19 protein-coding genes and 1 rRNA gene are annotated in these 23,547 nt (G+C 53.9%); 12 read left to right on the top strand and 8 right to left on the bottom strand.

The genetic code is table 11. From position 1 onward, the window contains the following. Positions 1 to 8: 8 nt before the first annotated feature. The 4 genes from ACOTYB_RS15540 to ompL all read left to right on the top strand — a co-directional run bounded on the left by ACOTYB_RS15540 (position 9) and on the right by ompL (position 5,690). Entirely contained in the window at positions 9 to 2,033 is a 2,025-nt protein-coding gene (locus ACOTYB_RS15540; RefSeq protein ID WP_220153447.1) for an alpha-glucosidase, read from the top strand. Positions 2,034 to 2,078: 45 nt separating this feature from the next. After that, positions 2,079 to 3,461, top strand: coding sequence for an MFS transporter (locus ACOTYB_RS15535; RefSeq protein ID WP_003861932.1), 1,383 nt, complete (start codon positions 2,079 to 2,081; stop codon positions 3,459 to 3,461). Positions 3,462 to 3,504: 43 nt separating this feature from the next. Beyond that, positions 3,505 to 4,929 carry an MFS transporter gene (locus ACOTYB_RS15530; protein ID WP_045331508.1) on the top strand — a complete coding sequence of 475 codons (1,425 nt, stop codon included), beginning with the start codon at positions 3,505 to 3,507 and terminating at the stop codon, positions 4,927 to 4,929. Positions 4,930 to 5,003: 74 nt separating this feature from the next. After that, complete coding sequence (gene ompL / locus ACOTYB_RS15525) at positions 5,004 to 5,690, top strand: porin OmpL (protein WP_003861929.1); 687 nt, start codon at positions 5,004 to 5,006, stop codon at positions 5,688 to 5,690. Positions 5,691 to 5,769: 79 nt separating this feature from the next. On the opposite strand, the gene typA is transcribed toward ompL, so the two are convergent. Continuing rightward, positions 5,770 to 7,593 carry a ribosome-dependent GTPase TypA gene (gene typA, locus ACOTYB_RS15520; protein WP_003861927.1) on the bottom strand — a complete coding sequence of 608 codons (1,824 nt, stop codon included), beginning with the start codon at positions 7,591 to 7,593 and terminating at the stop codon, positions 5,770 to 5,772. Between the two features lie 377 nt (positions 7,594 to 7,970). Between typA and glnA the strand changes: the two genes are divergently transcribed. The 4 genes from glnA (at position 7,971) to ACOTYB_RS15500 (ending at position 12,242) form a co-directional block, all read left to right on the top strand. After that, a complete protein-coding gene (glnA, locus tag ACOTYB_RS15515; RefSeq protein WP_003861925.1) occupies positions 7,971 to 9,380 on the top strand; it encodes a glutamate--ammonia ligase in 1,410 nt (469 codons plus the stop codon). Positions 9,381 to 9,547: 167 nt separating this feature from the next. Further along, positions 9,548 to 10,597 carry a nitrogen regulation protein NR(II) gene (glnL, locus tag ACOTYB_RS15510; RefSeq protein ID WP_003861923.1) on the top strand — a complete coding sequence of 350 codons (1,050 nt, stop codon included), beginning with the start codon at positions 9,548 to 9,550 and terminating at the stop codon, positions 10,595 to 10,597. Positions 10,598 to 10,608: 11 nt separating this feature from the next. Then, complete coding sequence (gene glnG / locus ACOTYB_RS15505; RefSeq protein WP_220153448.1) at positions 10,609 to 12,021, top strand: nitrogen regulation protein NR(I); 1,413 nt, start codon at positions 10,609 to 10,611, stop codon at positions 12,019 to 12,021. A 110-nt stretch (positions 12,022 to 12,131) separates the two neighbouring features. Then, positions 12,132 to 12,242 carry a YshB family small membrane protein gene (locus tag ACOTYB_RS15500; RefSeq protein WP_017382667.1) on the top strand — a complete coding sequence of 37 codons (111 nt, stop codon included), beginning with the start codon at positions 12,132 to 12,134 and terminating at the stop codon, positions 12,240 to 12,242. Between the two features lie 51 nt (positions 12,243 to 12,293). On the opposite strand, the gene hemN is transcribed toward ACOTYB_RS15500, so the two are convergent. After that, a complete protein-coding gene (gene hemN, locus ACOTYB_RS15495; RefSeq protein WP_220153449.1) occupies positions 12,294 to 13,667 on the bottom strand; it encodes an oxygen-independent coproporphyrinogen III oxidase in 1,374 nt (457 codons plus the stop codon). A gap of 188 nt (positions 13,668 to 13,855) precedes the next feature. Continuing rightward, the gene (yihI, locus tag ACOTYB_RS15490) at positions 13,856 to 14,371 is read right to left on the bottom strand and encodes a Der GTPase-activating protein YihI (RefSeq protein WP_014885763.1); all 516 of its coding nucleotides are present in this window, start codon (positions 14,369 to 14,371) and stop codon (positions 13,856 to 13,858) included. 579 nt (positions 14,372 to 14,950) lie between these two features. Between yihI and yihA the strand changes: the two genes are divergently transcribed. Then, positions 14,951 to 15,580, top strand: coding sequence for a ribosome biogenesis GTP-binding protein YihA/YsxC (gene yihA, locus ACOTYB_RS15485; protein WP_003861913.1), 630 nt, complete (start codon positions 14,951 to 14,953; stop codon positions 15,578 to 15,580). A 312-nt stretch (positions 15,581 to 15,892) separates the two neighbouring features. Here yihA and polA read toward each other — a convergent pair whose 3' ends face one another. Further along, complete coding sequence (polA, locus tag ACOTYB_RS15480; RefSeq protein WP_047053836.1) at positions 15,893 to 18,685, bottom strand: DNA polymerase I; 2,793 nt, start codon at positions 18,683 to 18,685, stop codon at positions 15,893 to 15,895. A 439-nt stretch (positions 18,686 to 19,124) separates the two neighbouring features. On the opposite strand from polA, the gene ACOTYB_RS15475 reads away from it, so the two are divergent. Then, positions 19,125 to 20,033 (top strand): acyltransferase, encoded by a 909-nt coding sequence (locus ACOTYB_RS15475; RefSeq protein ID WP_047053839.1) that lies wholly within the window; start codon positions 19,125 to 19,127, stop codon positions 20,031 to 20,033. A gap of 22 nt (positions 20,034 to 20,055) precedes the next feature. Here the strand turns inward: ACOTYB_RS15475 and dsbA are convergent, their stop codons facing one another. The 3 genes from dsbA to ACOTYB_RS15460 all read right to left on the bottom strand — a co-directional run bounded on the left by dsbA (position 20,056) and on the right by ACOTYB_RS15460 (position 22,038). Next, the gene (dsbA, locus tag ACOTYB_RS15470; RefSeq protein WP_003861908.1) at positions 20,056 to 20,679 is read right to left on the bottom strand and encodes a thiol:disulfide interchange protein DsbA; all 624 of its coding nucleotides are present in this window, start codon (positions 20,677 to 20,679) and stop codon (positions 20,056 to 20,058) included. 27 nt (positions 20,680 to 20,706) lie between these two features. Continuing rightward, positions 20,707 to 21,693, bottom strand: coding sequence for a serine/threonine protein kinase (locus tag ACOTYB_RS15465; protein WP_220153451.1), 987 nt, complete (start codon positions 21,691 to 21,693; stop codon positions 20,707 to 20,709). Positions 21,694 to 21,768: 75 nt separating this feature from the next. After that, positions 21,769 to 22,038, bottom strand: a complete 270-nt coding sequence (locus ACOTYB_RS15460; RefSeq protein WP_003861904.1) for a YihD family protein — start codon at positions 22,036 to 22,038, stop codon at positions 21,769 to 21,771. 68 nt (positions 22,039 to 22,106) lie between these two features. Between ACOTYB_RS15460 and mobA the strand changes: the two genes are divergently transcribed. Together mobA and mobB are read left to right on the top strand one after the other, a co-directional pair. Continuing rightward, positions 22,107 to 22,691, top strand: coding sequence for a molybdenum cofactor guanylyltransferase MobA (mobA, locus tag ACOTYB_RS15455; RefSeq protein ID WP_126525046.1), 585 nt, complete (start codon positions 22,107 to 22,109; stop codon positions 22,689 to 22,691). Further along, complete coding sequence (gene mobB / locus ACOTYB_RS15450) at positions 22,688 to 23,191, top strand: molybdopterin-guanine dinucleotide biosynthesis protein MobB (protein ID WP_126525045.1); 504 nt, start codon at positions 22,688 to 22,690, stop codon at positions 23,189 to 23,191. The genes mobA and mobB overlap by 4 nt, the downstream gene beginning before the upstream one ends. 97 nt (positions 23,192 to 23,288) lie before the next feature. Here mobB and rrf read toward each other — a convergent pair. Beyond that, a 5S ribosomal RNA gene (gene rrf / locus ACOTYB_RS15445) occupies positions 23,289 to 23,404 on the bottom strand. Positions 23,405 to 23,547 lie beyond the last annotated feature (143 nt).

Raw genomic sequence — 23,547 nt, 5'->3', positions numbered from 1 at the left:
GAGTTTTTATGCGTACCCTACACAATATTGACCTGAAAAATAACGAAAGTGGCTTCACCCTGCGCTGGCAGGACCGTCTGATTTTATCCCACACCGCGGATGCCCCTTGCCTGTGGATTGGCGCAGGTGAGGCGGATATCGAGATGTTTCGCGGCAACTTCAGCATTAAAGACAAGCTCAACGAAAAGATTGCCCTGACGAACGCGACCGTTACGCAGCAAAGCGCGGGCTGGGCAATCCGCTTTACCCGCGGCGACGCGGTGAGCGCCACGCTGCTGGTGGGCGTGGATGCGGAAGGCCGTCTGGAGCTGAAGCTGAAAAATGATGCCGCCAGCCATAACCGCATCTGGTTGCGGCTGGCAGCTCAGCCTGACGATCATATTTACGGCTGCGGCGAGCAGTTCTCGTATTTCGATTTGCGCGGCAAGCCGTTCCCGCTGTGGACCAGCGAGCAGGGCGTGGGCCGCAATAAGCAGACCTACGTCACCTGGCAGGCCGACTGCAAAGAGAACGCAGGCGGTGACTACTACTGGACCTTCTTCCCGCAGCCCACCTTCGTGAGCACCCAGAAGTACTACTGCCACGTGGATAACAGCTGCTATATGAACTTCGACTTCAGCGCCCCTGACTTCCACGAGCTGGCGTTCTGGGAAGATAACGCCACGCTGCGCTTCGAATGTGCGGAAACGTACGTCGATCTGCTGGAAAAACTGACCGGCCTGCTGGGACGCCAGCCGGAGCTGCCGGACTGGGTGTACGACGGCGTGACGCTGGGCATCCAGGGCGGCACCGAGGTGTGCCAGCAGAAGCTCGACACCATGCGTAACGGCGGCGTAAAGGTGAACGGCATCTGGGCGCAGGACTGGTCCGGCATCCGCATGACCTCCTTCGGCAAACGCGTAATGTGGAACTGGAAGTGGAACAGCGCGCTCTATCCGCAGCTTGATACGCGGATTGCGCAGTGGAAAGAAGAAGGCGTGCAGTTCCTCTCCTATATCAACCCGTACGTCGCCAGCGATAAAGATCTCTGCGAAGAGGCCGCGAAACGCGGCTATCTGACCAAAAACGCCGACGGCAAGGACTACCACGTCGAGTTCGGCGAGTTCTACGCGGGCGTTATCGACCTGACCAACCCGGCAGCCTACGACTGGTACAAAGAGGTCATTAAAAAGAACCTGATCGAACTGGGCTGCGGCGGCTGGATGGCCGATTTCGGGGAGTACCTGCCGACCGATACCTTCCTGCACAACGGCGTGAGCGCGGAGATCATGCATAACGCCTGGCCTGCCCTGTGGGCGAAATGTAACTACGAAGCGCTGGAGGAGACCGGCAAGCTCGGGGAGATCCTGTTCTTCATGCGCGCAGGCTACACCGGTAGCCAGAAGCACTCGGTGATGATGTGGGCGGGGGATCAGAACGTCGACTGGAGCCTGGACGACGGTCTGGCTTCCGTCGTACCGGCGGCGCTGTCGCTGGCGATGACCGGGCACGGCCTGCACCACAGCGACATTGGCGGCTATACGACGCTCTTCGAGATGAAGCGCAGCAAAGAGCTGCTGCTGCGCTGGTGTGATTTCAGCGCCTTTACGCCGATGATGCGTACCCACGAGGGCAACCGCCCTGGCGATAACTGGCAGTTCGACGGCGACGCGGAAACCATCGCCCACTTCGCGCGCATGACCACCGTCTTCACCACCCTGAAGCCGTATATCAAAGCTGCGGTTGCGCAGAACGCGAAAAGCGGCCTGCCGGTGATGCGTCCGCTTTTCCTGCACTACGAGGACGACACGCGCGCCTACACGCTGAAATACCAGTATCTGTTTGGCCGCGATCTGCTGGTGGCGCCGGTTCATGAAAAGGGACGCCGCGACTGGTCGCTCTATCTGCCGCAGGACACCTGGGTCAATGCGTGGACCGGAGAAACCTGCCAGGGCGGTGACATCACCGTTGATGCCCCGCTCGGCAAACCGCCGGTCTTCTATCGCCAGCAAAGCGAATGGGCCGATCTGTTTAGCACCTTACGTCATATCTGATAAGGCTCGCCCGCGGGGAAACCTGCGGGCAGACGGAGAACAATAATGAGTCAACATACTTCTGATCCGGCAACCCTGCGCCTGCCGTTTAAAGAAAAACTCGCCTACGGGATGGGCGATCTCGGCTCTAACATCCTGCTTGATATCGGCACGCTGTATCTGCTGAAGTTCTACACCGACGTGCTGGGGCTGCCGGGCACCTACGGCGGGATTATCTTCCTGATTGCGAAGTTTTTTACCGCCTTCACCGATATGGGCACCGGGATCATGCTCGATTCCCGGCGCAAGATCGGCCCGAAAGGGAAATTCCGCCCGTTCGTGCTGTATGCAGCCTTCCCGGTAACGTTGCTGGCGATTGCCAACTTCGTCGGCACACCGTTTGAAATCACCGGTAAAACGGTGATGGCGACGGTGCTGTTCATGCTGTACGGCCTGTTCTTCAGCATGATGAACTGCTCTTACGGCGCGATGGTGCCCGCCATCACCAAAAACCCGGACGAGCGCGCCTCGCTGGCGGCCTGGCGTCAGGGCGGCGCCACGCTCGGCCTGCTGCTCTGTACGGTGGGCTTTGTCCCGGTGATGAACCTGATTGAGGGTAACGACCAGCTTGGCTACATCTTTGCCGCCACCCTCTTCTCGCTGTTCGGGCTGTTCTTTATGTGGTGGTGCTATAAGGGCGTTACCGAGCGTTACGTCGAGACGCAGCCTGCTAACCCGGCGCAGAAACCGGGGCTGTTGCAGTCGTTTCGCGCCATCGCCGGGAACCGTCCGCTGTTTATCCTGTGCATCGCTAACCTGTGCACGCTGGGCGCCTTTAACGTCAAACTCGCCATTCAGGTCTACTACACGCAGTACGTGCTGAACGACCCGATCCTGCTGTCGTATATGGGCTTCTTCAGCATGGGCTGTATTTTTATCGGCGTCTTTATGATGCCCGGCGCGGTGCGGCGCTTCGGCAAGAAAAAGGTCTACATCAGCGGGCTGATGATTTGGGTGGCGGGCGATCTGCTTAACTACTTCTTCGGCGGCGGCTCGGTGAGCTTTGTGGCGTTCTCCTGCCTGGCGTTCTTCGGTTCCGCGTTCGTGAACAGCCTGAACTGGGCGCTGGTGTCCGATACCGTGGAATACGGCGAGTGGCGCACCGGCGTGCGCTCCGAGGGAACGGTCTACACCGGCTTTACCTTCTTCAGGAAGGTCTCGCAGGCGCTGGCGGGCTTCTTCCCGGGGATCATGCTCACCCAGATCGGCTATGTGCCGAACGTGGTGCAGTCCGCCGGGACGGTTGAAGGGCTGCGGCAGCTGATATTTATCTACCCGAGCCTGCTGGCGGTCATCACCATCGTGGCGATGGGCTGCTTCTACAACCTCAACGAGAAGATGTATGTGCGCATAGTGGAAGAGATCGAACTGCGCAAACGTACGGCATAAATGACGTGATTGAGCGCCCTGCGGGGCGCTTTGAGGATCGACCATGACACATAATACTGATCCGTTAACCCTGAAATTGAGCCTGCGAGAGAAGTGCGCCTACGGGATGGGCGATTTTGGCTCGAATCTGATGCTGTGTATTGGCACGCTGTACCTGCTGAAGTTTTACACCGATGAACTGGGCATGCCGGCGTTCTATGGCGGCATTATTTTCCTCGTCGCGAAGTTTTTCACCGCGTTTACCGACATGCTGACCGGGGTGCTGCTGGACTCCCGGCGTAACATCGGCGCGCGGGGGAAATTCCGGCCATTCATTCTCTACGCCTCCGTTCCTGTGGCGCTGGTGGCCACGGCGCAGTTTATGGCCAACGACTTTAGCCTGACGGTGAAAACGGCCCTCGCCACCGTGCTCTTCATGATGTTTGGCCTCTGCTACAGCCTGATGAACTGTGCCTACGGTGCAATGGTTCCGGCCATCACCAAAAACCCGAACGAGCGCGCGCAGCTTGCGGCGTGGCGTCAGGGCGGCGCAACGGTAGGGCTGTTGCTCTGCACCGTCGGCTTTATGCCGATCCAGGCGCTGTTCGTCAGCCAGCCCTCACTCGGCTATCTGGTGGCCGCGCTGGTGTTTGTCACCGGGGGGCTGTTCTGCATGTGGTGGTGCTACAGCGGGGTGAAAGAGCGCTACGTCGAGCTTACGCCCGATCACCATAAGCCCGGCATTCTGAAATCGTTCTGCGCGATTTTCCGTAACCCGCCGCTGCTGGTGCTGTGCATCGCCAACCTATGTACCCTCGCCGCGTTTAACATCAAGCTGGCGATTCAGGTCTATTACACCCAGTACGTGCTGAACGATGTGCATCTCCTGTCGTGGATGGGCTTTTTCAGCATGGGCTGCATTCTGATTGGCGTGTTTCTGGTGCCTGGCGCGGTGAAGCGCTTTGGCAAGAAACCGGTCTATCTGGGCGGGCTGACGCTGTGGGCGGTGGGCGACGTGCTGAACTTCGTCTGGGGGACCAGTTCCCTGCTGTTCGTGCTCTTTTCCTGCATGGCCTTTTTCGGCACCGCGTTTGTGAACAGCCTGAACTGGGCGCTGGTGCCGGATACGGTTGATTACGGCGAGTGGAAAACCGGGATACGCGCCGAAGGGTCGGTGTATACCGGCTATACCTTCTCGCGCAAAATCTCCGCGGCGCTGGCCGGTTTTCTGCCCGGTATTATGCTGACCCAGATTGGCTACGTTCCCCATGCCGTGCAGAGCGCGGGCACGCTGCTTGGGTTGCGTCAGCTTATTTTCCTCTGGCCGTGCGGCCTGGCGATCGTTGCCGCCGTGACCATGGGGCTGTTTTATAAACTCAACGAAGCGCGCTTCGCCTTTATTATCGAGGAGATTGGAAAACGGAAAAAACAGACCGCGAATACCCCTGAGATAACCACCAACAATAAAGCGTCAGCAGTCACTTTATAACAATAAATCCGGCCAGTATGTCCTTCCTGTTTATCAGGAGGGAGGCCTTTCTGTACCTGATACATGGACAAATTATGAAAAGAATCATCACCGTACTGATCGTGTCGTCTGTGTCCTGCCCGGTTTTTGCCGGGGCCTATGTCGAAACGCGCGAAGCCTACAACACCGCCTCTGAGCTGCACGAAGTGATCCTGCGTGCGGGCTATAACTTCGATATGGGCGCGGGACTGATGTTCACCAACGCTTATAACGTGGGGAAATGGGACGAACTGAAGCACAGCTATAACGAAATTGAGGGGTGGTATCCACTCTTCAAACCGACCGACAAACTGACCTTCCAGCCCGGCGGCTTGATTAATGACAGCAGCGCAGGATCAGGTGGCGCGGTTTATTTAGATACTAACTATAAATTTACGGACTGGTTTAATCTGACGTTCCGCTATCGCTATAACCATAACAATTACGATACGCCGGACTATAACGGGCAGATGGATAAGAACGACACACATGAATTTGCCAACTACTGGAATTTCAAAGTGACGGATGCGTTTTTCTACACCTTTGAGCCGCACTTTTTCCAGCGGGTGAATGATTACCACAGCAAAAATGGCAAAGATCATCACTGGGAAATTACTAACAAGTTCAGCTATAAAATCGACAGAAACTGGCTGCCGTATCTTGAGCTACAGTGGCTGGACCGATGGAATGATTACAACCGGGAGCAGTACCGGATCCGTTTAGGGTTACGGTATTCGTTCTAATAAAAAAGCCGCTGATCGCTCAGCGGCTTTTTCGTTGCCGGGTGGCGCATGCGCTTACCCGGCCTACGGCATAACCGAATTAGTCTTCTTTCGCACCGCGCATTGCACGTTTACGATCGTTCTCAGTCAGGTGACGTTTACGGATACGAATTGACTGAGGCGTCACTTCGACCAGTTCGTCATCATCGATGAATTCCAGAGCCTGCTCCAGCGTCATCTTGATCGGTGGAACCAGAACCGTTGCTTCGTCAGTACCGGACGCACGCATGTTGGTCAGTTTCTTACCGGTCAGACAGTTTACCGTCAGGTCGTTAGAACGGCTGTGAATACCGATGATCTGGCCTTCGTAAACTTCAGCACCGTGACCCAGGAACAGCTTACCGCGATCCTGCAAACCGAACAGCGCAAACGCAACCGCTTTACCCTGACCGTTGGAGATCAGCACGCCGTTGTTACGCTGGCCCACTTCGCCCGGACGAACGTCGTCGTAGTGGCTGAAGGTGGAGTACAGCAGACCGGTACCGGAAGTCATGGTCATGAACTCAGAACGGAAGCCGATCAGGCCACGGCTTGGGATCACGTAGTCGAGACGTACGCGCCCTTTGCCATCTGGATTCATGTTTTTCAGGTCGCCTTTACGCTCACCCAGTGCCTGCATCACAGAACCCTGGTGCTGCTCTTCAACGTCCAGCGTTACGTTTTCGAACGGCTCTTGTTTACGGCCATCGATTTCGCGGAAGATAACTTTCGGACGGGAAACCGCCATCTCGAAACCTTCACGACGCATGTTCTCAATCAGAACAGACAGGTGCAGCTCACCACGACCCGAAACGCGGAATGCATCAGCGTCTTCGGTTTCTTCAACGCGCAGCGCAACGTTGTGCACCAGCTCTTTGTTCAGGCGGTCAAGGATCTGACGAGAGGTAACGAACTTACCTTCTTTACCACAGAACGGAGAGGTGTTGACGTTGAAGAACATGGATACGGTTGGTTCATCAACGGACAGGGCTGGCAGCGCTTCGACGTTCTGCGGATCGCAGATGGTGTCGGAGATGTTCAGTTCACCCAGACCGGTGATGGCGATGATGTCGCCTGCTTCAGCGATGTCGCTCTCGATACGCTCAAGACCCAGGTGAGTCAGCACTTTACCGACTTTACCGTTACGGGTTTTGCCTTCGCTATCGATGATAGTGACCTGCTGGTTAGGCTTCACTTTACCGCGCTTGATACGACCAATGCCGATTACGCCAACATAGTTGTTGTAGTCGAGCTGAGAGATCTGCATTTGCAGGGTGCCTTCCAGGTCAACGTTTGGCGCAGGAACGCGGTCAACAATCGTCTGGTACAGCGGAGTCATGTCTTCCGCCATGTCTTCGTGATCCAGACCGGCGATACCGTTCAGCGCAGACGCATAAACGATAGGGAAGTCCAGCTGTTCGTCGGTCGCGTCGAGGTTAACGAACAGGTCGAAGACCTGGTCAACAACCCAGTCAGGACGCGCGCCAGGACGGTCAACCTTGTTGATCACAACGATAGGTTTCAGGCCGTGGGCAAATGCTTTTTTGGTCACGAAGCGCGTTTGCGGCATAGGGCCATCAAATGCGTCAACCACCAGCAGCACGGAATCCACCATGGACATCACGCGCTCAACTTCACCACCGAAGTCGGCGTGCCCTGGGGTATCAACGATGTTGATACGGTAGTCATTCCATTTGATAGCGGTGTTTTTGGCGAGGATGGTAATCCCACGCTCTTTCTCCAAATCGTTGGAGTCCATCACACGCTCTTGAGTTTCGGCACGAGCATCAAACGTACCGGACTGCTGTAGCAGCTTATCAACCAGGGTAGTTTTACCATGGTCGACGTGCGCGATGATGGCGATATTACGCAATTTTTCGATCACAACTTTGCCTCAGGCATTTAGAAATAGCGCGTTATTGTACACGGATTAATCGCACTACAAAACAGGATCACAAACATCCCCCGCAAACAAGTATTGCAGAGATGCTTTGTGATCGCTTTCACGGAGCGGTAAAAGGGCACTTTAACGTAAATTGCACCAATATGGTGCTCGATGTTCACACAGAAGCACTATAATGGTGCAACAAATCCAATGTGGTGCAGCCCTTCTGCACTATGGTGCGCATGATAACGCCTTTTTGGGGTGTTTTAAAAGTTGGCACAGATTTCGCTTTACAGAAATACAGTAAAAATATGGCAGCCCAGCCGATTTGAAGACCTCGTTACCACGACGACAATGACCAATCTGGAGAGTTAAGTATGTCCGCTGAACACGTTTTGACGATGCTGAACGAACATGAAGTGAAGTTTGTTGATCTGCGCTTCACCGATACTAAAGGTAAAGAACAGCACGTCACGATCCCTGCTCATCAGGTGAACGCCGAATTCTTTGAAGAAGGCAAAATGTTTGACGGCTCCTCCATTGGCGGCTGGAAAGGCATTAACGAATCCGACATGGTTCTGATGCCAGATGCAACCACTGCGCTCATTGACCCGTTCTACGAAGAACCTACGCTGATCATCCGCTGCGATATTCTGGAACCTGGCACGCTGCAAGGCTATGACCGTGACCCACGCTCCATCGCAAAACGCGCTGAAGAGTACCTGCGCTCTACCGGCATCGCAGACACCGTTCTGTTCGGGCCAGAGCCAGAGTTCTTCCTGTTCGACGACATCCGTTTTGGTGCTTCCATTTCTGGCTCCCACGTCGCTATCGATGACATCGAAGGCGCATGGAACTCTTCCACCAAGTACGAAGGTGGTAACAAAGGTCACCGTCCGGGCGTGAAAGGCGGTTACTTCCCGGTTCCTCCGGTCGATTCTTCACAGGACATCCGTTCTACCATGTGTCTGATCATGGAAGAGATGGGCCTGGTTGTTGAAGCGCACCACCACGAAGTGGCAACGGCTGGCCAGAACGAGATCGCTACCCGCTTCAACACCATGACCAAAAAAGCGGATGAGATTCAGATCTACAAATACGTTGTACACAACGTTGCGCACCGTTTCGGTAAAACCGCGACCTTCATGCCAAAACCAATGTTTGGCGACAACGGTTCCGGCATGCACTGCCACATGTCCCTGTCCAAGAACGGCACCAACCTGTTCTCTGGTGACAAGTATGCGGGTCTGTCTGAGCAGGCGCTGCACTACATCGGCGGTGTTATCAAACACGCTAAAGCGATCAACGCCCTGGCGAACCCGACCACGAACTCCTACAAGCGTCTGGTTCCAGGCTACGAAGCACCCGTGATGCTGGCGTACTCTGCCCGTAACCGTTCTGCTTCTATCCGTATCCCGGTGGTTGCGTCTCCGAAAGCGCGTCGTATCGAAGTGCGCTTCCCGGACCCGGCGGCTAACCCATACCTGTGCTTCGCAGCACTGCTGATGGCCGGTCTGGACGGTATCAAGAACAAGATCCACCCGGGCGAAGCCATGGACAAAAACCTGTACGACCTGCCGCCAGAAGAAGCGAAAGAGATCCCACAGGTTGCCGGCTCTCTGGAAGAAGCCCTGCAAGCGCTGGACGCAGACCGCGAGTTCCTGACCGCTGGCGGCGTGTTCACCGATGAAGCTATCGACGCTTACATCGCGCTGCGTACCGAAGAAAACGACCGCGTTCGCATGACGCCGCACCCGGTTGAGTTCGAACTGTACTACAGCGTTTAATTGATTTGTTTTACCCGGCGCATACGCGTCGGGAGTAGTTGCCGTGGAAACTTTAGCCCATCTTCGGATGGGCTTTTTTCTCCACCAACAACCTGATCTCACGCGCTTTTTACCTCTAAAACGCTATACTGCACTAAAATAGTGCAACGACTCCAGGAGACTGCTGAATGGCAACTGGCACGCTGCCCGATGCTGGGCAGATCCTCAATTCTTTGATTAACAGTATTTTGCTGGTCGACGACGAGCTGGCGGTCCATTACGCCAACCCGGCGGCGCAACAGCTGCTCGCCCAAAGCGCCCGAAAACTGTTTGGCACGCCGCTGCCGGAACTGCTGAGCTATTTCTCGCTGAATATTGGTCTGATGCAGGAGAGTTTGCAGGCGGGTCAGGGCTTCACCGATAACGAAGTGACGCTGGTGATTGACGGACGCTCGCATATTTTGTCCCTCACCGCACAGCGCCTGCCAGATGGCATGATTCTGCTGGAAATGGCGCCGATGGATAACCAGCGTCGTCTCAGCCAGGAGCAGCTTCAGCATGCGCAGCAGATTGCGGCGCGCGACCTGGTGCGCGGGCTGGCCCATGAGATCAAAAACCCGCTGGGCGGCTTACGCGGTGCGGCACAGCTTTTGACCAAAGCGCTGCCTGACCCTGCCCTGGCGGAGTATACCAACGTCATTATCGAGCAGGCGGACCGTCTGCGTAATCTGGTCGATCGCCTGCTCGGGCCACAGCAGCCGGGGATGCATGTTTCAGAAAGCATTCACAAGGTCGCGGAGCGGGTGGTGAAACTCGTCTCTATGGAGCTGCCGGATAATGTCACGCTGGTGCGTGATTACGACCCAAGCCTGCCGGAGCTGGCGCACGATCCGGACCAGATTGAACAGGTGCTGTTGAACATTGTGCGTAACGCGTTGCAGGCGCTGGGCCCGGAGGGTGGCGAAATTATTCTGCGTACCCGCACCGCGTTCCAGCTGACGCTGCACGGCGTGCGTTATCGTCTGGCGGCACGTATTGATGTGGAAGATAACGGGCCGGGGATCCCGCCACATCTCCAGGACACTCTGTTCTACCCGATGGTCAGCGGTCGCGAAGGCGGCACCGGGCTGGGGTTATCCATAGCCCGTAATTTGATTGACCAACACTCCGGCAAAATTGAATTTACCAGTTGGCCGGGACATACCGAGTTTTCGGTTTTCCTGCCGATTAAAAAATAAAGGTGACGTTTATGCAACGAGGGATAGTCTGGGTAGTCGATGACGATAGCTCCATCCGTTGGGTGCTTGAACGCGCACTCACAGGAGCGGGATTAAGCTGCATGACGTTTGAGAGCGGCAGCGAGGTGCTCGACGCACTCACCACCAAAACGCCGGACGTTCTGCTCTCGGATATTCGCATGCCGGGCATGGACGGACTGGCGCTCTTAAAGCAGATCAAACAGCGCCACCCCATGCTTCCGGTCATCATAATGACCGCCCACTCCGACCTGGATGCCGCCGTTAGCGCCTACCAGCAGGGGGCGTTTGATTATCTGCCAAAACCGTTTGATATCGACGAAGCCGTTGCCCTGGTCGAACGCGCCATCAGCCACTATCAGGAGCAACAGCAGCCCCGCCACGCGCCGGATTTCGGGCCTACGACGGACATCATCGGTGAAGCGCCGGCCATGCAGGACATGTTTCGCATCATCGGGCGTCTGTCGCGCTCGTCTATCAGCGTCTTGATTAACGGTGAATCAGGGACCGGTAAAGAGCTGGTTGCGCACGCCCTGCATCGCCACAGCCCGCGGGCGAAAGCGCCTTTCATCGCCCTGAACATGGCGGCGATCCCCAAAGATTTGATTGAATCTGAGCTGTTCGGCCACGAAAAAGGGGCGTTTACCGGGGCAAATACCATTCGTCAGGGACGCTTTGAACAGGCTGACGGCGGAACGCTATTCCTGGATGAAATCGGCGATATGCCGCTGGATGTTCAGACCCGACTGCTGCGCGTGCTGGCAGATGGCCAGTTTTACCGCGTGGGCGGGTATGCGCCGGTGAAGGTGGACGTGCGTATTATTGCCGCGACGCACCAGAATCTGGAGCTGCGTGTGCAGGAGGGGAAATTCCGTGAGGATTTATTCCATCGTCTGAACGTGATCCGTGTCCACCTGCCGCCGCTGCGCGAGCGTCGGGAAGATATCCCGCGTCTGGCGCGCCATTTCCTACAAGTGGCGGCCCGCGAGCTGGGCGTGGAAGCCAAGCAGCTTCATCCGGAAACGGATGCCGCCCTCACCCGTCTGGCGTGGCCTGGCAACGTGCGTCAGCTGGAAAACACCTGTCGCTGGCTGACCGTGATGGCCGCCGGACAGGAAGTGTTGATTCAGGATCTCCCCGCCGAGCTGTTTGAAGCCACCGTGCCCGAAAGCACCGCCGGACATGCGCTGCCGGACAGCTGGGCGACGCTGCTGGCGCAGTGGGCAGATCGCGCGCTGCGTTCCGGTCATCAAAATCTGCTCTCCGAAGCGCAGCCTGAGATGGAGCGCACGCTGTTAACTACCGCGCTTCGTCATACCCAGGGCCACAAACAGGAAGCGGCTCGCCTGTTGGGATGGGGTCGAAACACCCTGACGCGCAAGCTGAAAGAGCTGGGAATGGAGTGATCTTACTCCGCTGTGTAAAGGTTACTAATTGAGCGCAAAGTGCCGTTATTTTGCGCTTTACTGTTCCGATGAGTTTTGTATGATCGTGCCCGGAAACAGGGGGGAGCATCATGCTGGAATCATTAGTGACTTTGCTTTCGAGCGGAGCAGCAGAAAGCCACACGCCACAAACTGCCGTTGCGGCGGTGCTGTGTGCGGCGCTGGTTGGGCTGTTTAGCTAACGAGCTGTTGATGAAAAGCCGGGTGGCGCTTCGCTTACCCGGCTTTTCAACTTAAATCACCCGCGAGAACTGCTGTAAACGCGCCTTCTGACGTAGATAGGCATCGAAGCACATGCAGATATTACGAATCAACAGACGTCCTTTCGGCGTGACGACCACCGCGCTTTCCGACACATCCACCAGCCCGTCCTTCGCCAGCGGCGCAAGGAGTTTCAGGTCTTCGGCAAAGTAATCGCTGAATTGCAGATCCCATTGCGACTCCACCTCGCGGAATTCGAGACGGAAGTTGCAGATAAGCGCCTTAATCACATCACGACGGATGCAGTCGTCACGCGTTAACGCAATGCCGCGCCACAATGCGTTACCCGTTTCATCAACCTGCTGGTAGTACAGCTTCAGCTCTTTCTGGTTCTGAGCGTAGCAGTCGCCAATCATGCTAATGGCGGAGACGCCCATTCCGAGCAGATCGGTATCGCCCTGGGTGGTGTAACCCTGGAAGTTACGGTGGAGAACACCTTCGCGCTGGGCAATTGCCAGTTCGTCGTCAGGGCGGGCAAAGTGATCCATCCCGATAAACTGATAGCCGGTTTCGGTCAGCGAGGCGATGGTCTCCTGCAAAATGTCTAGCTTCTGCTGGGCGGAAGGCAGATCCGCATCTTTGATTTTGCGCTGAGCGGCGAACAGCGTCGGCAGGTGCGCGTAATTAAAGACGCTCAGACGGTCCGGGTTAAGCTCAGCCACGCGTTTAAGCGTGTAGGCGAAGCTCTCCGGCGTCTGCTTCGGCAGGCCGTAAATCAGGTCTATATTCGTTGAGGTAAAGCCGATTTCACGCGCATGGTTGAGTAAGGCAAAGATAAACGCTTCGTCCTGCTCGCGGTTTACCAGGCGCTGTACTTCTTTATTGAAGTCCTGTACGCCCATACTCAGGCGGTTGAAGCCTTCAGCGCGTAAATGATCCAGCACATCCAGCTCGATTTCACGTGGATCGACCTCGATCGAAATTTCGGCGTCGTCGTTAAAACTGAAATTGTAGCGCAGCAGCGCCATCAGGCGGCTGATCTGCGCTTTATTCAGATAGGTTGGCGTACCACCGCCCCAGTGAAGCTGGCTAACGTGACGCCCTTTAAACAGCGGTGCGCGGTGCAGAATTTCCTGTTCGAGCGCATCGAGGTATTGATCGGCTTTGTGCTGCTGGCGGGTAACGATTTTATTGCAGCCGCAGAAGTAGCAGAGCTTATGGCAGAATGGAATATGGACGTAGAGCGACAGCGGGCGCTCGGGATAGCGCACCACAGCATGCTGAAAATCCGCCTCGCCGAAAGCGTCAGAAAACTCCAGCGCGGTGGGGTATGAGGTATAACGCGGCCCGGAATAGTTATATTTCTGGATCAGGGCCAAATCCCAGTCGATAGATGGTACAGACATGCTCACTCCTTCCGTTGGTGTCGCGTTCGTATACGGCGGCCCGTTCTGGTCCCGTTGCGGGCCATCATTCGGGTGCGCAGCCACTTCTGTCGCCGCGACAACCGCCGTAGTTTAACGAATAACCACACCAGATAACATATAACCGGAAGGGTTATAAGCAGGACGAGTGTACCTGCCGGGTGCAAATGTTAGTTTCCACCCTTCAGAAGACGCATCATATCTTCCTGCTTTTCGTCTTCTTCTTCGTCGTCTTCGTCATCGTAAGACAGACCCAGCTTCTGCATCAGCTCGTCGATGCGATCCAGTTTGGCATCCACCCATGACTGCTCTTCGGCGGTCAAGGTTTCACCCTCTTCAAGACGTTCCAGCAGCGCGTCCAGGCGCTCATCGTTCTCCAGCAAATCCAGCTCAGCCTGCGGTGAAAGCATAGGTTTCTCGCTCTTTGGTTTGTGCTGCTTAGTGACCGGGGTGTCTGTCACGCCCAGTGGAATGGGAGTTTTACTGCCGATACGAGGATCTTTCTGCTGTTTGCCTTTTGCAGAAGCGCCTGCGGCACCGCCACCGTTAGCACGGCTACCCGCAGCATGGCCACGATGTTTTTTATCGCGTTTGCGATCGCGCGCTTCCTGATTCAGTTCTTCGCGCGTTTTGCGGCGTGCTTTTGCAGGGCGTTTCGCGCCCGCAGCGGAGGTCGGTTTTTTCATGATGTTTTATCTTTAAGTCGTTTTCTTCAGTATAGAATTGCGGCGAAATCTAGCAGAAAGCAAGCAAAGAAAAAAGGCGACAGAGCAATCTGTCGCCTTTTTTCCTGACTCACAACCCTTAACGGGTCAGACATTCCCTGTTTGCCTGCAACAAACCCTGTTTATCCCTTGGCTACTACCGTCCGTGATACGGTTCCGTTTCCTGTTAAAAACGCCTCCAGGCGCCGGTCGTCCTGACAATCCTGAGTCTTCGCCTCCTGGCGCTCCTGACCCTTATCCTTAAGTCGTTATCCTGTTGGCATCCTCGCCGTAGCACACACTTTACCTTGTTCCTTTAAACTAACAAGCAACGAAAAGGTACAAAACCGGATTTTCAGATAATTACTCATTAATAACTCTTTGAATTTTAATATCTTGAGTTTTTTAGCCCCTGCGATTTCTCTTAAATTTCTCATACGCTTAAGGGCAAATCTCTTACATTTCGCAGGGCTTTCACTTACATGTCAATGACGAAGGGAAAAGCCTTTTGCCCGCATTCAGGTATAATCCCCGCAGATTACGATTTTTGGAGACGACCACGTGACTACCTGGAACTACCAACAGACGCATTTTGTCACCAGTGCGCCCGATATTCGCCACCTGCCCTCAGACACAGGGATTGAAGTGGCATTTGCTGGCCGCTCCAATGCGGGAAAATCCAGTGCCCTGAATACGCTGACCAATCAGAAAAACCTGGCGCGTACCTCAAAAACACCTGGCCGTACACAACTGATTAACCTGTTTGAAGTGGCTGAAGGCAAACGCCTGGTCGATTTACCGGGCTACGGTTACGCGCAGGTACCGGAAGAGATGAAGATCAAATGGCAGCGTGCGCTGGGTGAATACCTGGAAAAACGCATGTGTCTGAAAGGCCTGGTGGTGCTGATGGATATTCGTCATCCGCTGAAAGATCTCGACCAGCAGATGATTGACTGGGCGGTGGCAAGCGATATTGCGGTGCTGGTACTGCTGACAAAAGCGGATAAGCTGGCGAGCGGCGCGCGCAAGGCACAGGTGAATAAGGTTCGTGAAGCGGTGCTGGCATTCAACGGTGATGTACAGGTTGAACCGTTCTCCTCGCTGAAAAAGCAGGGCGTGGATAAACTGCGTCAGAAGCTCGACAGCTGGTTTAACGATCTGGAACCGGCGACAGAAGCGGAAGCAGAGTAATAACAGGCGCGGCGATGACCGCGCTTTTTTTCGCCTGAAACTTTCTTTGCCGCAATAAAAAACGCCCCAGTCATTACTGACTGGGGCGGCTAAAATATTCAGCCAAATCCGATTACGTGAAGTAAAAGGTCTGAAAGATAGAACATCTTACCTCTGTACCCTACGTCGTTAACTCTACTCTTTTTTTATCGCTGGACAAAGCACTTTTTGTAGTTTTTTTTCATTCTTTACATAGGGAATTCTAATGATCGTCACAAAACGCGCGTACTTATGTTGCTTACTTACATAAAACGCGCGTTATTCCGTTAACCCTTAGTGAGCCTGATCCCAGTTTTCGCCGCTACCCACTTCCACCAGCAACGGAACGTCCAGCTTCATGCTGTTTTCCATCAGTTCATGGATCTTCTGAGAGACCGTCTCCAGATCGTCTTTATGAACTTCAAAGACCAGTTCATCGTGTACCTGCATGATCATTTTCACGCGCGGCTTCTCTTTTTCCAACCAGGCATCGACGGCGATCATTGCGCGTTTAATGATGTCCGCCGCAGTGCCCTGCATAGGGGCGTTAATCGCAGCACGTTCAGCACCCGCGCGGCGCGCGGCGTTGCTGGATTTGATGTCCGGAAGGTAGAGACGACGGCCATCCAGCGTTTCAACGTAGCCTTTCTCTTTCGCCTGCGCGCGGGTACGTTCCATATATTCCAGCACGCCCGGATACCGCTCGAAGTAGAGATCCATATACTTCTGCGACTCTTTACGCGGAATATTGAGCTGGCGTGAAAGACCAAAGGCACTCATGCCGTAAATCAGACCGAAGTTGATCGCTTTTGCGCTACGACGCTGCTCATTTGTCACGCTCTCCAGCGGCAGCCCAAACACTTCGGCAGCGGTTGCCCGGTGAATGTCCTTCCCTTCGGCAAAGGCCGTCAGCAGGCCTTTGTCGCGTGACAGGTGCGCCATAATACGCAGTTCGATTTGCGAGTAGTCCGCGGAGACAATCAGATAATCCTCTGGCGCAATGAAAGCCTGGCGAATACGGCGGCCCTCTTCATTACGCACCGGAATGTTCTGAAGGTTAGGATCGGTTGACGAAAGTCGCCCGGTCGCCGCCACAGCCTGGTGATAGGAGGTGTGCACGCGGCCCGTTTTCGGGTTGATCATCAACGGCAGTTTGTCGGTATAGGTCGATTTCAGCTTAGCCAGACCGCGGTATTGCAGAATAACTTTTGGCAGCGGATAGTCCAGCGCCAGCTCTTCCAGCACCTCTTCAGACGTTGAAGGAGCGCCGCCCGGGGTTTTCTTCAGCGGCTTGATACCCTGTTTTTCAAACAGGATGGTTTGCAGCTGTTTCGGTGAAGACAGGTTAAATGCCTCGCCAGCAAGCTCATGCGCTTTCTGTTCAAGCTCGGTCAGGCGCTGCGCCAGCTCACCAGAGTGGTTATGCAGCACCGTTGGGTCGATTTTAACGCCATTGCGCTCAATGCGGGACAGCACAGGCACCAGCGGCATCTCAATGTTCTCGAACACATTCAGCGGCCCTTCGTGCTTCTGCAATTTCGGCCACATTTTGAGATGCAGCTGTAGCGTGACGTCAGCGTCTTCCGCGGCGTAGCGGCCTGCCTCTTCCAGCGCGATCTGGTTAAAGGTCAGCTGATTTTTACCCTTACCGGCAATTTCTTCAAAGGTGATGGTTTTGTGTTTCAGCCAACGATCGGATAAGGAATCCATATCATGGCGGCCCGCCACGCTGTCCAGAATGTAAGATTCAAGCATGGTGTCAAAAGCGATACCACGCAGCTCAATGCCGTAGTTTTGCAGAATACCGCGGTCATACTTCAGGTTTTGCCCAACCTTCAGCGCTTTCTCGTCTTCCAGAATCGGCTTCAGTAGTTCTAAGGCGCGCTCGCGGGAGATTTGCTCCGGCGCATCCAGATAGTCGTGAGCAACCGGAACATAGGCGGCAACACCCGGCTCCGTCGCGAATGACAGACCCACCATATTAGCCGTAATGTTATCAAGGCTGTCCGTTTCGGTATCGAAAGCAAATACTGGCGCTTTTTTTAGCTTTTCAATCCAGGCGACGAGCCGTGACTCTTCCAGGATGGTTTCATAGTTGTCGAAGGAGAGCGCTATCGTCTCTTCTTCTGCCTGCTCTACGGCATCGACAACGATGGTCTCTTTCGGCTTCGCCGCAGATTTAGCCCCTTTCGCCTGAAGCCATTTACCGGCTTCAACATCCGCGGTCCAGCGTTTAAATTCGTATTTTCTGAACAGACCAAGCAGTTCGTCGGCGGCGGGTTCCTGCACTTCTAGCTGCTCGCAGGTAAGCTCCAGCTCTACGTCAGTTTTGATAGTGGCCAACTGATAGGAGAGATAAGCCACCTCTTTGTTATCGGCGAGTTTTCCGGCCATGGTTTTTGCGCCACGGAAGGTAAGACCGGCAATTTTGTCGGACTCTGCATACAGCGTATCCAGCCCGCCCAGCCCTTGCAGCAGCGCCTGAGCTGTTTTTTCACCCACGCCCGGCACGCCAGGAATGTTATCCGAGGAATCGCCCATCAGGGCGAGGAAATCAATAATGAGCTCTGGCGGCACACCATATTTGGCGACCACTTCTTCCGGGCCAAGAATGGTGTTTGTCATGGTGTTGATCAGCGTAATCCCAGGCGTTACCAGCTGCGCCATGTCTTTATCACCGGTACTGATCAGAACCGGGCGGCCTGCTTTTTCCGCTTCGCGCGCCAGGGTACCAATTACGTCGTCAGCTTCAACACCAGAGACCGCCAGCAGTGGCAGCCCCATCGCTTTCACCATAGCGTGCAGCGGTTCAATCTGCGCACGCAGATCGTCAGGCATAGGGGGACGGTGTGATTTGTAATGCTCAAATAATTCATCGCGGAAGGTTTTACCCTTCGCATCAAACACCACGGCCGCATGGGTTGGGTGGTATTGCAGAATCAGGCTGCGAAGCATATTCAGCACGCCGTACATTGCGCCGGTAGGTTCCCCTGCGCTGTTGGTCAGAGGAGGAAACGCATGATACGCCCGATACAGGTAAGAAGAGCCATCGACGAGTATAAGTGGGTTTTCTGGGATCTGAACCATAATGTCCGTGCCTGTTATGAATTTATGGGTAAAGGATGCCACAGAAGGATGAAAACATCAGGTTTTAGCGCTTTATACAGAAAAAGATTTTGCGATCGGGAAGATCGCTCGCAAAACAAAACTGTGGATAAGTTTGTGCATATTTTTAATGCAGGTGAATAACAGCTTGATAAAAGTGATATTGAAAACTTATTTATCTATTTAAATCAAACAATTAATACAAGATCAATTAAGATCACACCTCACTGATGGTTATTTAGTCTTTGTGGATATAAGGCTTAAGCACCTTGTCTATAGGGAAAAATTCGCGGCCTGCCAGGAAAAGCCGCGGCCTCCTGGTGTGAAAGCGCCCTGGTCTGAGCGAATTTCTGATAAGATCGGCGCCCAGCACCGGATAGCCGGCTGCTCAATTACAGCTAACTATCTGAAAAAATTCATCATGTCGAGAATACTCGCTGCGATAACATTATTGTTAAGCGTCATTTTAACTATTCTGGTTACTATCGCCTGTTCTGTGCCAATCATCGTTGCCGGAATAATTAAGCTCCTGTTGCCTGTCCCTCCGGTATGGCGCGCGGTGTCTGCTTTTTGTAATTTTATGATGTACTGCTGGTGTGAAGGCCTGGCGATCCTGCTGCATCTGAACCCCTGGCTGAAGTGGGACGTTCAGGGTCTGGAGAAGCTGAACAAAAAGCACTGGTATCTGCTGATCTGCAATCACCACAGCTGGGCCGACATCGTTGTATTGTGCGTACTGTTTCGCAAACACATTCCGATGAATAAATACTTTCTGAAACAGCAGCTGGCCTGGGTGCCTTTCATTGGTCTGGCCTGCTGGGCGCTGGATATGCCGTTTATGAAACGCTATTCACGCAGCTATTTGATTCGTCATCCGGAACGCCGCGGTAAGGACGTGGAAACCACGCGCCGTTCTTGCGAGAAGTTTCGCGCGCATCCCACCACCATTGTTAACTTCGTCGAAGGATCGCGCTTTACGGAAGAGAAGCGCCAGCAAACTCGCTCTCCTTATCAGAACCTGTTGCCGCCAAAGGCTGCGGGCATCGCAATGGCGCTCAACGTGCTGGGTGAGCAGTTCGATAAATTGTTGAACGTAACGCTCTGCTATCCGGAAAACGACAGGACGCCATTCTACGACATGCTCAGCGGCAGGCTGACGCGTATCGTTGTCCGCGTTGATCTGGTGCCCGTCAATACTGAACTGCACGGGGATTACGTCAACGATAAAAACTTCAAACGTCGTTTCCAGCTTTGGCTTAATACACTCTGGAAAGAGAAAGACGAGCAGATAGCGAAGATTAAATCTTCATACAAAAACGCCGGTCAGTGACCGGCGTTTTTCTTTATGGTTGTTACTTTTTCTCAACCAGGTATTTCACGGTATCAGCGTACTGTTGTACGAAGATATCCATGCTGGTCGTGTCCATACCACGCATATTCACCTGGTATTTGCCGTTAACATACATCGCCGGCACGCCCTGCAACTGGAAGTCAGCGGCAGCTTTTTCCTGCTGTGCCACGAGAGATTTCACCACAAAACTGTTCCAGGCAGCGTCGTAGTCTTCACCTTTCACACCGGCATCTACGAACACTTTACGGATATCTGCCGTAGTTTGTACGGTCTGGGTTTTCTGTACGGCTTCAAACATAGGCGCGGTGATCTTATCTTCCACACCCAGCGCAATCGCGACCGCCCATGCCTGAGTCAGATCTTTGCCCAGTGGGCCAAGGAACTCAACGTGGTATTTCGTCATTTTGGTGCCTTCCGGCAGCTTTTTCTTCACGTTGTCAGAAACATGAAGTACCTGCTCAAACTCGTAGCAGTGCGGGCAGTAGAAGGAGAAGAACTCCAGCACCTGAGGCTCGCCAGCAACAGGCTTGTCCAGCGTAATGTACTGCTTGCCGTCGGTAAACTGCGCAGCAGTTGCGCTAAATGCCAGAATCATACCAGCCAGCGCCAGCCAAATTTTTTTCATGATCAACTCTCTCCTGGGTGTGTCCAATTAATACATCGGCGTTAATTGCAAAGGGGGTTCCTGTAGAACCTTAACCTGCTCGGTAAATGTGGATATCTGGTTGCGCCAGTAATCCTCCCCGGTAAGCCAGGGGAAATTTCGGGGAAAAGCCGGGTCTTCCCAACGCCTGATTAACCACGCGAGATAATAAACAAATCGCATCGCACGTAAAGGCTCTATCAAGGCAATTTCGTCTGAATTAAAGGGGATAAATTCTTCATAAGCTTCAATTATGGTCTCAAGCTGCATGCGCTGCTCGGCTTTATCACCGTTGAGTAGCATCCATAGATCCTGCACCGCGGGTCCCATACGTGCGTCATCAAGATCGACAAATAGCGGCCCATCGCGCCAGAGAATATTCCCGGCGTGGCAGTCACCGTGCAGGCGCAGAGTAGTAATATCATCCTGCCAGCAGGCTTTTACAGCATCAATAAGCTTATCGGTCGCCGTGAGGAAATTATCCTTTAGTGCATTCGGGATCAGCGCCGATGTTTCGAATACCTGTCGCGGCTCAATAAGATATTCCTGAACACCAATCGTCGGACGGGCAACAAACGGTTTTTTACGTCCCGTCTGATGAATGCGCCCCAGATAGCGGGCAACCCATTCCATCTGATCGATATTATCTGCCTCAAACTGTCTTCCGCCCAGGCTCGGAAATACCGCGTAGTAAAAGCCCTGATGGGTCAGCAGCGTTTGGTTATTGAATTTAATCGGTGCCGCAACGGGAACATCATCATCCAGTAGATCGTGGGCAAACTGATGTTCTTCCTGAATTTGTTCTGCGGACCAGCGCTGTGGACGGTAAAACTTTACGACAAAGCGCTGGCGCTCTTCGTCCTGAAATTGGTAGACACGGTTTTCGTAGCTGTTTAAAGCGGTTAACCCGGAATCCACCCGAATACCCTGCTCGAACAGCGCATCCATAATGGTATCCGGGTGTAGTGTCTGGAAAGTAAAAGCCTGGTCGTTCATCCGATCATCCGGAAATTATACGAATGATTCAGGATATCATCTTGTGGCGATTTCGGTGGCTCCGCTTACAAGCTTTTACTCTTTAATTACGCCTCGGGCGCGCAGTAATGCGGTTTTAAAATCCTCTTCATAATCTTTCTGAATGCCAGGAATAACAGCATCTTTAGCCGAGTCACGCATTTTCAGGTGGTAGATCAGGATGTCGTCAGAAAGGTCCGCCAGTTCGCCATCAAAACCTGACTCTTTCGCCAGTTTCTGTAAAAATTGCATCAGATTCAGCTCTGGCTCTTTTTGCCAGGCCGGCTGGAGAAGCTCAATGACTTCATTAAGACGTTTACATTTCATGGTAGTGCTCCTTTCATTTAGAGAGACACGTTAGCAGGGTCAATCCCACAATAAAAGAGGCGATATTCGTGAATCAATGCCAGAAAATCATCGGGGTTGTTCTGGCCGGGGGCAGGGCAACGCGAATGGGTGGAAAGGATAAGGGACTTCAGCTCCTGAACAACACACCATTATGGCAGCATGTTGCTGATACGCTTGCAGATCAGGTGTCATCGATGACGATCAGCGCTAACCGACATGTTGATATTTATCAGCGCAGCGGGTATCCGGTTTATCAGGATAACCTGATGGACTACCCCGGTCCGCTGGCGGGAATGCTTTCTGTTATGCAGCAGTCGTACGGAGAGTGGTTTCTCTTTTGTCCATGTGATACGCCCTTCATCCCGTCCTGTCTGGTTGAACGTCTGGTGCAGCGGCGCGGTGGTGCTCCCGTCGTCTGGGTACACGACGGTGAACGCGACCATCCAACGATCGCATTGATTAATCGCTCGTTAATATCCGCGCTGGAAGATTACCTGGCCGCAGGAGAGCGACGCGTCATGGTATTTATGCGCCAGTCCGGAGGGCATTCCGTTGATTTCAGCGACATGAAATCGGCGTTTGTGAATGTAAACACGACGGAAGATTTGCAGATGATGCAGGAGAGAAAATGATACCCGTATTAGCGATCTCAGCCTGGAGTGGCACCGGGAAAACTTCGCTGCTAAAAAAACTGATACCTGCACTTTGCGCCAAAGGCATTCGTCCCGGATTGATTAAGCATACGCACCATAACATGGATGTCGATAAACCGGGGAAAGATAGCTATGAGCTGCGTAAGGCTGGCGCTGCACAAACGATGGTGGCGAGTAACCAGCGCTGGGCGTTAATGACAGAAACACCGGATGAAGCACCGCTGGATCTCGCTTATCTTGTCAGCCGGATGGATCACTCCACGCTGGATCTGGTGCTGGTTGAGGGGTTTAAGCATGAGGCTGTTGCGAAGATCCTGCTATTCAGAAGCGATGCCGGACATGACGTAAGTGAGTTAATGCTGGATGAACATGTGATTGCCGTGGCCAGTGACGTTGCGTTGACGCTGGAAGTACCGGTTCTGGATTTGAATAATGTGGAGGGGATTGCAGCGTTTATTTCGGCGTGGTGTGCAGTCTGAGATCTGCCGGGTGACGGCTTCGCCTTACGGCCTGCCGTTTTTCAGCAAACCAACGCAAAAAGGCCATCCTTGCGGATGGCCTCTTCACTTGTTTGATGCCTGGCAGTTCCCTACTCTCACATGGGGAGACCCCACACTACCATCGGCGCTACGGCGTTTCACTTCTGAGTTCGGCATGGGGTCAGGTGGGACCACCGCGCTAAAGCCGCCAGGCAAATTCTGTTAATCTGTATCAGGCTGAAAATCGTGTCTGTCTCTCGTTCGCCAAAACAGCTTCGGCGTTGTAAGGTTAAGCCTCACGGTTCATTAGTATCGGTTAGCTCAACGCATCGCTGCGCTTACACACCCGACCTATC

Source organism: Enterobacter cloacae complex sp. IR5450 (assembly GCF_049238665.1).
GTDB classification, from domain to species: domain Bacteria; phylum Pseudomonadota; class Gammaproteobacteria; order Enterobacterales; family Enterobacteriaceae; genus Enterobacter; species Enterobacter hormaechei_C.
This window is presented reverse-complemented; position numbering and strand designations above follow the sequence as displayed.